9 protein-coding genes are annotated in these 11,920 nt (G+C 48.4%); 1 reads left to right on the top strand and 8 read right to left on the bottom strand.

Annotation, left to right across the window (positions count from 1 at the left end; translation table 11 throughout):
• Positions 1 to 54: 54 nt before the first annotated feature.
• The 8 genes from KW93_RS13735 to KW93_RS13700 all read right to left on the bottom strand — a co-directional run bounded on the left by KW93_RS13735 (position 55) and on the right by KW93_RS13700 (position 10,292).
• Positions 55 to 1,908: a vWA domain-containing protein gene (locus tag KW93_RS13735; RefSeq protein WP_033543605.1), complete on the bottom strand. Its 1,854-nt coding sequence runs from the start codon at positions 1,906 to 1,908 to the stop codon at positions 55 to 57.
• Positions 1,909 to 1,918: 10 nt separating this feature from the next.
• Positions 1,919 to 2,776 (bottom strand): ATP-binding protein, encoded by an 858-nt coding sequence (locus KW93_RS13730; protein ID WP_052131633.1) that lies wholly within the window; start codon positions 2,774 to 2,776, stop codon positions 1,919 to 1,921.
• A gap of 60 nt (positions 2,777 to 2,836) precedes the next feature.
• Positions 2,837 to 3,034: a DUF6501 family protein gene (locus KW93_RS13725; protein ID WP_033543603.1), complete on the bottom strand. Its 198-nt coding sequence runs from the start codon at positions 3,032 to 3,034 to the stop codon at positions 2,837 to 2,839.
• An 83-nt stretch (positions 3,035 to 3,117) separates the two neighbouring features.
• Positions 3,118 to 3,708 (bottom strand): DedA family protein, encoded by a 591-nt coding sequence (locus KW93_RS13720; RefSeq protein ID WP_033543602.1) that lies wholly within the window; start codon positions 3,706 to 3,708, stop codon positions 3,118 to 3,120.
• A gap of 186 nt (positions 3,709 to 3,894) precedes the next feature.
• Positions 3,895 to 5,169 (bottom strand): 2-oxoglutarate dehydrogenase complex dihydrolipoyllysine-residue succinyltransferase, encoded by a 1,275-nt coding sequence (odhB, locus tag KW93_RS13715; protein ID WP_033543601.1) that lies wholly within the window; start codon positions 5,167 to 5,169, stop codon positions 3,895 to 3,897.
• A gap of 24 nt (positions 5,170 to 5,193) precedes the next feature.
• Entirely contained in the window at positions 5,194 to 8,004 is a 2,811-nt protein-coding gene (locus KW93_RS13710; protein ID WP_033543600.1) for a 2-oxoglutarate dehydrogenase E1 component, read from the bottom strand.
• 235 nt (positions 8,005 to 8,239) lie between these two features.
• The gene (dapF, locus tag KW93_RS13705) at positions 8,240 to 9,193 is read right to left on the bottom strand and encodes a diaminopimelate epimerase (protein ID WP_033543599.1); all 954 of its coding nucleotides are present in this window, start codon (positions 9,191 to 9,193) and stop codon (positions 8,240 to 8,242) included.
• A 16-nt stretch (positions 9,194 to 9,209) separates the two neighbouring features.
• Positions 9,210 to 10,292, bottom strand: coding sequence for an undecaprenyldiphospho-muramoylpentapeptide beta-N-acetylglucosaminyltransferase (locus KW93_RS13700; RefSeq protein ID WP_033543598.1), 1,083 nt, complete (start codon positions 10,290 to 10,292; stop codon positions 9,210 to 9,212).
• Positions 10,293 to 10,419: 127 nt separating this feature from the next.
• Here KW93_RS13700 and KW93_RS13695 point away from each other — a divergent pair, with 127 nt between their 5' ends.
• Positions 10,420 to 11,778: an MATE family efflux transporter gene (locus tag KW93_RS13695; protein WP_033543597.1), complete on the top strand. Its 1,359-nt coding sequence runs from the start codon at positions 10,420 to 10,422 to the stop codon at positions 11,776 to 11,778.
• Positions 11,779 to 11,920: the final 142 nt, after the last annotated feature.

The following is an 11,920-nucleotide window of genomic DNA, read 5'->3' as shown; positions in this document are numbered from 1 at the left end:
CCAGGAAAGCAAAGCTGTTTTGCGCAATATGGGTTTCAAATTAAATTCTAAAAATCATCCCGACTGAATCACCAAATGCAGCGTCCGTTTCAGCAGGCGCAGCGTCTGGTCGACGAAATGCTCAAGCGAATCGGCGCTGACGGATTTATTGCCGTACATCATGCGGTAAAAAGCCGCCTGCTCTTCAGTGATCGGCTCGCTGCTGAGAAACAGGTGCAGCAGCTCGACGCCTTCCTTTTTCGCTTCCGCCACGGCACTCGCCGTATCGACGACTCCGTTTTCGGCGTAATTATAGGCTGACGGTTCGCCGTCTGAAAACACCAGCAGGAAACGGTGCTTCTCGTGGCGGCGTTTGACGCGGTCTGTCATCCAGCGGATAGCAAAGCCGTCCCGGTTATCTTCATGCGCTTCAAACGACGCGATTTCCTGGGCATGATCCCGCCGGCCGTCTTCAAATTTATGCATCCATTCGAAATAATTCGGCTGTTCGCTGTCGCTCGCTTCGTAAGCATCTTCGTAAAACAGCACAATTTCATGCGGGATGCCAAGGTTCCGCAGCACATCATGGAACAGCAGCACGGCCTGCTTGGTTTCATCCAGTTTATCGACCATCGAAGCCGACCCGTCGATCAATAAACAAAAGACGGCATCCAATTCTTTCGACGGTGCCGATTTCCGGTAAAAAGGCTTTGGCCGCTCTTCGATCACCAGCGGCAGCAGGTTTTTCGACAATCTGCCCGCATTCAAATTGGTGCGGTAATCCTGATGGCGCTGCGTGATGCGTTTCTTCAATTCCTTCAGAAGCGCACGGACATAAGGGGACTGCTTCCGCCGCCAGTCGGCAATTTGGCGGCTGTGATCACCTTTTACCGACAAGCGCTGTTCGTGAAATACCACCTGCTCGTTCGCCCGGCCGAACTTGCCTCCCGCCCGTTTCGGCCCGCTGTCCATGTCACGGTCTTCAGCGTCATTGTCTTCCAGGTGCTCACCGCTTGAATCGCCTCTGCCGGTCTGCTGCACTTCGTCTGCACCCGCTTCTTCCCTGCCCCCTGTAGCGAGCTGTGAATCGCCGCGCTCCAGTTCAAATTCCATCGCCGGCACATCCGTCATTTCATTTTCCCGGTGCCACGACTGGAACCATTCTTCAATCGTTTCAATTTCTTCAGGCTGCTCCGCTTTATCCGCTTCGATGCCTTCATGATAATGAAACGGCGGCATTTTTTCAGCGGATTCGCCGAACGTATAATACGTGTGGACCATATCGGCTTTCAGCAAATATTCCAGGCGACCGGACATTCCATCGACAACAGACGCTGAATCCCTGGTTGACCGCGCATCAAACATGCCTTTCCAAATCAGCTGCACGGCATCCCAATCGCCGTCCGCATTCGTTTCAATGCCGCGCAGGCTCAAATAAGCCGAATTCAGGAAGGCATCGGCAATAAACCCTTTTTTCAGGTTCTGTGCCAGCTGGTCCCGGTGGTAATCCGTGTAAACCTGCTCTCGCACCTTGAAAGCGGCGGCTGTTCCCGGACGTTCGCCCATGATTTTTTCCGTCAGGCGGAATTCTTCCGCACATAACAGCAGCTGTTCACGCAGAGACGGGACATGCGAATGTTCACTGGCAAAGCGTTTCCATACCGGCAGACTGAAATTTCTCCAGTAGCCGCTGCCAAGCAGGTAGATATCAGACAGATACCCCTGGCGTTCCACTTTTTTCGGCCGGTGGCGCCAGAACACGCTGACGGAAATCGCCGATTCTGCCGGACGGAATTCCATCAGCTTGCGGGTCGTCACTTTCAGATACGGCGCATCTGAAAGCGCCCCTGCCAGCCTCTCCAGCTGGTACAGCAGTTTTGTATCGATCGTTTCATTATTGAATTGAATAAAGCGGTTTACAGATGCCATTCACTTCCACCTACTTTTTCCAGGTATTCGCTAAATCCATGAACAGATCCCGTTCGCTTTCATCTTCCAGTTTTTGCGCGATGGCGTAATCGACGGCGCGCATCGGGTCCATATGGGCTGCAAGCGCTGTCGCATCCAGCAGGCTCCGGATGGAAGCCGCCTCTTCCGACAGCAACCCATTTTCGACCTGTTTCATAAGGTCCTTCGCCAGATTCAGCATAAACTCCTTCAGCTTCGGATCGGCGTCCGGAAATTCGCGTGACCATAAATCCGACAGCTGAGCACCTGTCAGATACGGAACCGGAAACGCGATAAAGCGGTTTTTCAGCGCTTCGTTCATCGGAGCTGTGCCGATATAGCCTTCGTTGATCGCGGCAATCACGCCGAAATCGGGATGCGCTTCAATCACTTCCCCGGTGAAAGGATTGGTCATCATGCGCCGGTGATCGAGTGCCGAATGTAATATCGGCAGCGTCTCGGCCTTTGCCATATTGATTTCATCTATATACAGGAGATGCCCTTTTTTCATTGCTGTGACAACCGGTCCTTCGACAAATTCGATGCGGCTCTGGCCGTCCCGCTGCACGAGCGTCTTGAATCCGAGCAGCGCTTCCGCATCGAGGTCGACTGAACTGTTGATGCTTTGCATCGGCTGGTTGAAAACCGCTGAAATCGATTCAGCAAGCCGTGTCTTTCCGGCTCCGGTCGGCCCTTTCAAAAGAACGGGTTTCCGCAAAACGACCGCTGCCATCACATCATTCCAAAGATTTTCATCCGGTGCAATATAACCTCCCGTACCGATCAATTTTTCGAAGCCCTCATGCGTCCGTCCATTACGTTCGTTGATTTCCTTTTCAATAAAATCCATATACAGCCCTCTTTCCATAGAAAAAACCGATGAGCGCGCATCGGTTTGCCTTTTCCTGTTTTATTCGAAATACGTTTTATAGAAACCGCCGATTTTTCCTGTGTTATCCACAACAAAAAGAAATTCTTCGGTTTCATTTTTCACTTCATATGTTTTGCCGGCAGTCAGCACGTTCGATACCAGGAATTTCGCAGCATCTGTGTGCTTGCAGGTTACCGTACGGATTGTTTCTTTCGTCAGCCATTCGTTGTGAATCACAGTCCTCATCCTTTTCTGTATGTCTCTGTCTATTAGTATAAGGAAAACAGCGCCATTTTTCAAATGCCCTCGAATGCCGTCTATTATTTCTTCATTTTCCGCTCTTTGTATAAATATCTGCCAACTAACAAAATCACAATAATCACGGAAAGCAGGATAAGGAAACCCTGTAAATGTTCCAGAATCGATTTGTAGGCATATGGAAATGTCCTTCCCAGATTGAAATAGACCATCATCCAGATGAAACCTGCCGTGTAGGCAAAACATACATACCGCAGGAATGGATAATTATTGGCGCCGACAACATAAGGCATTGCCCAGCGTATGCCAGGCAAAAAGAAACTCAGCGAAATGGCGATTTCGCCGTGTTTCTGTAAGAAGTCAGAGAAATTATGCACCGGTTTTCTCAATTTTGTTCTGTTCAAACGGTCCAACAGCTTCTGTCCGAAAAAACGTCCGATAAAATAAGCGAATGTATTGCTGGTGATCAAGCCGAGATAAGCAGAAAGGAATGCGTAAACCGGCTTGAAATAACTAATCTCAGTCAGCACTCCCGAGAATGCTGCCGCCACTTCATTTGGTATCGGCATGCCGAACAATAACAACCAGTTGAAGATGAACATGCTGATGTATCCATACTCTTTCACTAGCTCCATAAAAAATGATAGGTTCATTCCACTCAACCGCCCTTTGGCTCTTCTCTTCCAATCATGACAAAAAAATGGGGGGACTGCAACGCAGAGCTCCCCCTGCGCAGAATTTTATAATGAAACTTCATTTTTCATCAAACCAGTTCCTGATTCCAAAAAAATCCGCCCTCCGGCATGGCAGCCGGAAGACGGATCTTTTTCGTGTTTTTATTAACCTTGAAGCAATAGATCTTCAGGATTTTCAATCAAATCTTTGACCATTTTCAGGAATCCGACAGAATCGCTTCCATCGATGACACGGTGGTCGTATGAAAGAGCCACGTACATCATCGGACGGATTTCGATATTGTCGCCGACTGCAACCGGACGTTTTTGGATAGTGTGCATACCCAAAATTCCGACTTGCGTACCATTCAGGATTGGAGTCGACATCAATGAACCGAATACGCCGCCGTTCGTGATTGTGAACGAACCGCCTGTCATATCAGCAATCGAAAGTTTCTTATCGCGCGCTTTAGTCGCCAGTTCGCCGATAGCCGCTTCGATTTCTGCGAAGTTCTTCTTATCCGTGTCCCGGACGATCGGCACAACAAGGCCTTCTTCTGTAGAAACCGCAATACCCACATCATAGAACTGTTTCAGCAATACATCATTGCCGTCAAGTTCAGCATTCACGTAAGGATATTTCTTAAGTGCGGCAGTGACCGCTTTTGTGAAGAATGACATGAAGCCAAGTTTCACATCATTGTTTTTAAGGAAGTCATCTTTCTTACGGCTGCGCAGCGCCATAACGTTCGTCATGTCAATTTCGTTGAAAGTAGTCAGCATCGCTGTAGACTGTTTTACTTCAAGCAAACGCTTAGCGATAGTCTGGCGGCGTCTTGACATTTTCTCACGGACAACGCGTCCGCTTTCTTCGTCAGACGAGGCACCTGTTGCAGCAGCTTTAGGCGCTTCAGTTTTAGCCGGTGCACTTGCAGCCGGTTTCGATCCATGTGCTTCAACGTCCTGAACACGTACGCGGCCCATTGGATCTACTGGTGAAATTGCAGCAAGATCGATGCCTTTTTCTCGTGCCAGTTTGCGTGCAGCCGGGCTTGCGATTGTGCGGTCGGAAGAAGATTGCTCTTCAACAGCCGGTGCTTTTTCAACAGCTTCCATTGTAGCAGGCGCTGATGATTCCGCTGGAACCCCAACGGATTTTGTTTCTTCTTCTTTTTGTGCAGGTGCAGGTGCTGCAGCTTCGCCAGAACCTTCTCCAACGATTGCGATGACTTGTCCAACTTCAACAGTGTCGCCTTCAGCAGCCATAAGCTCCTGAACAACTCCAGCCTCTTCAGAGATGACTTCAACGTTTACTTTATCTGTTTCAAGCTCAACGATGAATTCCCCTTTTTCCACTGTATCGCCTGGCTGTTTAAGCCACTGGGCAATCGTTCCTTCTGTAATCGATTCTGCTAATTCCGGTACTTTGATTTCTGCCACAAAAAATTCCTCCTTAGATTATGCTCAAGATTTAGCAAGTGCTTCATCTATGATGCGTGCCTGTTCCACTTTATGCGTTTCTCCGTCACCTTCCGCCGGACTTGAACGAGTGATGCGGCCGTAATAATTTATATCAATGCCATCTGCGATTTCACGCAGCTGTGGTTCAGCAAATGACCATGACCCCATATTTTTCGGTTCTTCCTGTACCCACGCCAGTTCTTTCAGGTTCGGGTAGCGCTTGATGACGTCCTGGATTTTTTCCGCCGGGAACGGATAAAGCTGCTCAACGCGGACAATGTGCATATCCGTATACTCTGAGCCGTCTTTCACCCGTTCTGCCAGATCAATGGCCATTTTGCCGCTGGCGAATAAAAGACGTTCCACTTTATCCGTTTCCTGTCCCATGCCAGGCTGCTCAATGATTGTCTGGAAATGGCCTTGCGTCAAATCTTCAACATCGGCACCAACCAGTGGATGGCGCAACAATGATTTCGGCGTAACGATGATCAGCGGGCGAATTGATTCTTCCCCCAGCATCTTCGCCTGTCTGCGAAGAATATGGAAATAGTTTGCAGCGCTTGAAAGGTTCGCTACTGTCCAGTTGTTCTCTCCTGCATTTTGAAGATAGCGTTCAAGACGGGCACTTGAGTGCTCCGGTCCCTGTCCTTCATAAGCATGCGGAAGCAGCATGACCAATCCTGATTTCTGGCCCCATTTTGCGCGGGCTGCAGAAATGAACTGATCGAACATCATTTGCGCCATATTCGCGAAGTCGCCGTACTGCGCTTCCCAGATAACGAGCGCTTTATCGTTTTCCACATTATAGCCATATTCATAACCGACAATCGAAGCTTCGCTTAACGGGCTGTTGTAAACCACAAACGACGCTTTGGCATCTGAAATATGGTGCAGTGGTACAAGCTGGTTGCCATTCTTGTCATCATGCAGCACCAGATGGCGGTGTGCGAATGTTCCGCGCTGTGCATCCTGGCCGGAGAGGCGAATCGGGTTGCCGTCCTGCAGAATGGCACCGAATGCCAATGTTTCTGCATGCGCCCAGTCAATTTTGCCTTTGCCGTTGAACGGATCTTCACGGCGTTTCAAAATACGGGCAAGCTTGCCGAACGCCGAGAAATCACTTGGCCATGACAGCAGTTCTTCGTTCATCTTCGTCAGTACGTCTTTGTCGACGCCTGTCGGAACTTCAGGGAAGCCTTTCATAATGGCTTCAGGAATCACAATTTCATGGACTTCATCGGATTTCTTTTCTCTGACCCGGTCATAAGCCTGCTGCATTTCAGCGATAATGTCGCTGTCCAGCTTTTTCACATCTTCTTCGGAAACCGTATTTTCGGCTGCCAGTTTCTGTCCGTAAATTTCCCGGACCGTGCCGTGCTCATGGATTCCGTGGTACATTTTCGGATTTGTCACAAGCGGCTCGTCCATTTCATTATGGCCGTAGCGGCGGTAACCGATCAAATCGATCAAAATGTCTTTGCCGAATTTCTGGCGGTATTCAAAAGCAAGTCTTGCAACCGCAATGACTGCTTCAGGTTCATCAGCATTGACGTGGATGACCGGAATTTCATAGCCTTTTGCCGGATCCGAAGAATAATGAGTCGATCTCGAATCGTATTGCTCCGTCGTAAAGCCGATCAGATTATTGGCGATGATGTGGATCGAACCGCCTGTCTGATATCCGCGGATGCGGCTGAAGTTCAACGTTTCCGTAACGACACCCTGTCCCGGGAACGCAGCGTCTCCGTGAATCGTAATGGCAAATGCCTTATTGGCATCTATCGGCGCCAGTCCGCTCTGCTGCGTCATTTCCTGGGCAGCGCGCGTCTGTCCGGCAACCACTGGCCCCACAATTTCAAGGTGGGAAGGGTTATAGGCCAATTTGATGTTTGTGCCATTTGGTGATTTATAGGAAGCACCCATATGGTATTTCACGTCGCCGTACCAGCCTTTGGTGATTTCCAAAGAACCATCTTCCGGCAGGAATTCTTCATCCGGCACATGCGCAAATCCGGCAAACATCATCTCATAAGGTTTGTTCAGGATATGGGTAAGCACATTTAAACGACCGCGATGCGCCATCCCGATCATGATTTTTTCTGTACCCGCTGTCTCCGACTGACGAACAAGTTCGTCCATTAACACAACCAGTGTATCAACGCCTTCTATTGAAAAGCGTTTTTGGCCGACAAATGTGCGGTGAACGAATTTCTCAAAGCCTTCAACGCGTGTCAGCAATTCCAAAACCTGTTTTTTCTTGTCGGCGTCAAGCGGCTGTTTAACTTCTCCCGCTTCGATTTTCGACTGCAGCCAGCTGCGTTCCTGGGGCTGGACAATATGCGAAAATTCGAAAGCCACTTTATCGGTATAAAGCGATTTCAGGTAATTGATGGCAGCCAATCCGTCTTTGATATCAGCTGGTGCATTATCCAGCAGCAATGAAACCGGCACTTCCTTCAAGTCCTGCTCAGTCAGCCCGTAAGACGAGAGCTCCAAACGTTCCGTATCGCGCGGCTGATCTTTCAGCGGATAAATATCCGACGCCAGATGGCCGTGGGCACGAATGGCTTCAGCCAATTGGATGGCTGCAAGAACTTTTCCAAATTTATCAGTCTTCACTTCTGCAGTGGCCGCAGGCTGTGTGGCAGCGGCAGAATCAGCAGGAGGTCCGTATTGTTTGAATAGCTCTGCGAATTCCGGATCAAGCAATTCCGGCGTCTCCTGATAAATGTCATACATTTCCATAACATACCCCAAGTTAGGACCAGTAATGGAACTCCATGGGGATTTTGAATCTGAATAATTGCTAGACATAAAAAAACCTCCAACTATTCTGCCTTAAAGGCAGTCCTATAAATACATACGTCTTCCATATTTTATCACGCAAACCGCCATACACCAAACGGAAGGCGTTCAATGCATTGAAGAACAATTTTCCATATCAATCTTACTACTTCCAATAGAAAAAACAATGCTTTTCAGTGAATTTATTCACATATCAAAATGTAAAGCGCTTTCATTGGCAAAACAATCCATTTTCCTCTCAATTTCAACCTAATTGGTTCACGACAGCGGAAATTTCTTCCGTAAATTTCTTGTAATGCCGCTGTTCTTCCAGCGTTTCAGTTGTTAAAAATCCACTGTTCTCCCTGTCAGCAGCCCAATCAAATTCATGCAGTGAAATGCGTGTCGCATTTCCAGTCAGCAATAAATTGTACAGAGCCCCTTCTTTTTCGACAGTGCATTTCACCATGCCGCCGGGGTTATAAACAGCCACTTCCCCAAAAGCAACCAAATCAGCCAGGCAGCTGACAAGTGCAGAAGCCGTCATCGCGGTTCCGCATGCATTGGTAAACCCGACGCCGCGTTCAAACGTCCTTACAAATATTCCCTGGTCGAGCTTCGTGACATAGCTGACATTAACCCCGTCAGCGAAATAATCGTTCGGGCCGTTGAATTTCTCAGCCCAGTATTGCTGGTGCGATTCATCCTGCTGAATTTCTTTTGGAACAATGCCGATCAAATGAGGATTCGGTACTGCCACAGCTGTAAATGGGATATCTCCCGAAATTTCAGGAATCGGCTCGAGGATCAATTCACTCCGGCCCCCGTACTCCATCGGCAGATCCTTCAGCTCGAATGAAACCGGCGATATCTGGACGGAATAGGTTTCGATGCCTTCCATCAGCGTGTCTTCTTTTCTGACTGCCAAATCCGCTTTCATCGTTTCAATGACCGCTTCCCGGATGCCTTCTTTCTCGCACACATAGCGGGCCACACAGCGAAGGCCGTTGCCGCACATCGAGGCTTCCGAACCATCGCGGTTAAAAACCCGCATCTTGGCGTGTCCCGACTGGGATGGCAAAATTACCAGCAGCCCGTCCACTCCTGCGTCAATCCCGCAAAGCTGCAATGCGAGTTCGTTATAATCGTCTCTTTCAGGACCATCCAGCATATAAAAAGTATTCATCGACCCATGGACTTTCTCCAAAACAACTTTCATATTTCTCACTCCAATTTCAGCGATTCTTCGCATGCGCTATAACCAGTTTCGCCATTTCATAGGCGGTTTTCGGCGGCTCTGCGTCATTCATTTTTTCAATCAAAAGTTCTTCATCGGCTTTGAGCTGTTCCAATGCTTTCAGGAAATTCTCAGGATTTGCCTCCTCTTCCTCAAGGACCAGCGCAAAACCGTTATTGCGGAAAAGTTCCGCATTTAAGATTTGATCGCCTCTGCTTTTTTGCCGCGACAATGGAATCAGCAGCATCGGCTTTTTCAGCGCCAGGAATTCAAAAATGGAATTGGAGCCTGCTCGGGACACCACAAAATCCGTCATATGCAAAAGATCCGGCAACTCATGGGTGACATACTCAAATTGGCGATAGCCGTCCACTTCCTGCAGTGCCGGGTCGATATTGCCTTTTCCGCAAAGATGGATAATATTGAAGGTCCGGGTCAGCTCCTGCAGATTCGAGCGGATAGCCGTATTGATCACTTCGGACCCCTGGCTCCCGCCCATTACCATCAATACAGGCAGTTCCTTGTCTAACTGTGCGATTTCGCGGCCTTTCACGACTGAACCTTCCATCAATTCACTGCGGATGACTGAGCCGGTGCAGGTGGATTTTTCTTTTGGCACATATTGCATTGTTTCCTTAAACACTGCAAAGATATGGTCTGCAAAAGGCATTGCAATTTTATTTGCCAGCCCTGGCGTCACATCCGATTCATGGATGATGACAGGTATGCCCATCATTTTCCCGGCCATCGCCACCGGCACAGAGACAAAACCGCCTTTTGAAAAGATTGCAGCGGGTTTCGTTTTGCGGATGATATTCATCGCCTGTGCGAGCCCCGCTGTAACGCGGAAAGGATCCGTGAAGTTCTTCACGGAAAAATAGCGCCTCAGTTTCCCGCTGGATATAGCGTGGTATTTTATATCCGGGTAAGAACCTGTAATCAGTTCTTTTTCTATTCCCTCTTTTGATCCAATGTATTCAACGTCATAACCCATGCCGATGATTTCAGGGATCAGCGCCTGGTTAAGCGAAACATGACCGGCAGTTCCGCCGCCGGTCAGTATAATTGTTTGTTTAGTCATTCAAAGATCCTACTTTCAAGTTTATAATTTGTCATATTGCTTCCAGTTTCTGAAGGCTTATCGGGTTTGTTCTATGCTATACTAGTTTTTATTTGCTTAGAGCTTTTGCATATCAGGAGGATGAATCATGCACGAAACACGCACGAAAACTGAAAAAATCAAGCTATTGATGAAAATTGTTTTGCCGATACTGGTAACGCAGATTGCTATGTACATGGTAACATTTTTCGATATTTATATGACAGCGCGCTATGGAACACAGGATCTGGCCGGCGTTTCAATCGGTTCCTCATTCTGGGTCCCGGTCTATATCGGACTCGCCGGAATATTAATGTCCATTACTCCAATTGTAGCACAATTGATGGGAGCCAAGAAAAAAGAAAGTGTCAAAGAAGCTGTCCAGCAAGGGATTTATCTGGCCATACTGCTGGCAATGATCGTCTTCCTGTTCTTTTTCTTTTTCATCGATTCACTTCTCGGCCTGATGAATCTTGAACCCGTTGTGGCGGATGTCGCCGGCCGCTATATATTTGCCATGAGCATCGGACTCATTCCGTTATTCGTCTATAATGCGCTGCGCTCCTATATCGATGCGCTTGGCGCCACCCGCGTCACCATGGTGATCACGCTGCTGTCTGCACCAATCAATGTGTTTTTCAACTATCTTTTCATTTTCGGGAATTTCGGTTTCCCTGAACTTGGAGGTGCCGGGGCAGGTCTTGCCTCCGCCATCACTTACTGGCTGATTCTGATGATTGCAGCCTTCATTATCCATACAAAGAGCCCTTTTTCCGGTTACGGGATTTTCCGGAACTGGGAGAAGGTATCACTCACCCGCTGGAAGGAAATCAGCCGCATCGGGGTCCCGATTGGCATTTCCATTTTCGCAGAGACGAGCATTTTTTCGGCAGTGACTTTTATGCTGGCCGTTTATGGCACTGTAACGATTGCAGCGCATCAGATCGCCCTGAATTTCACGTCTCTTCTATATATGCTGCCGCTCAGCATTTCGATGGGGGCAACCATACTCGTCGGTTATGAAGTAGGGGCCGGACGTTTCAGGGATGCCAAACAATACAGCTGGCTCAGCGTCGGAACAGCTGTCGTGATCAGTTTTGTTTCAGCAAGCATTCTTTTCTTCCTGCGCGAACCGATTGCACAATTGTATTCATCCGATCCGGCAGTTATCGAGCTTGCTGTCCAATTCCTTGTTTTTGCAGCGCTGTTTCAGTTATCCGATGCCATCCAGGCCCCTGTGCAGGGAGCACTGCGGGGTTATAAGGATGTAAATATCACATTCATCATGGCATTGATCTCCTATTGGGTGATCGGTTTACCGGTCGGCTACCTGCTGGCGGGATTCACTGAGTTTGGAGCTTTCGGCTACTGGATCGGGCTGATCGCCGGCCTTTCTGCCGGAGCCATAACTCTATCCATCCGCTTACTGTCCATTCAGAAAAAATTCAGTTCGGCTGCAGCGAAATAAAAGAGATATGCGCCTTAATTGGCGTATATTTTTTATTTTTTATGGTATTCCGGGCTGTTTAGAATGATGTTGAACGACAATAAATCCAAATTATTCCTTTCCATGCACAGAATTTACGGTATAAAGGAATTTATGATCGGCA

The sequence above is a fragment of the Planococcus sp. CAU13 genome, from assembly GCF_000775575.1.
Taxonomy (GTDB): domain Bacteria; phylum Bacillota; class Bacilli; order Bacillales_A; family Planococcaceae; genus Planococcus.
This window is presented reverse-complemented; position numbering and strand designations above follow the sequence as displayed.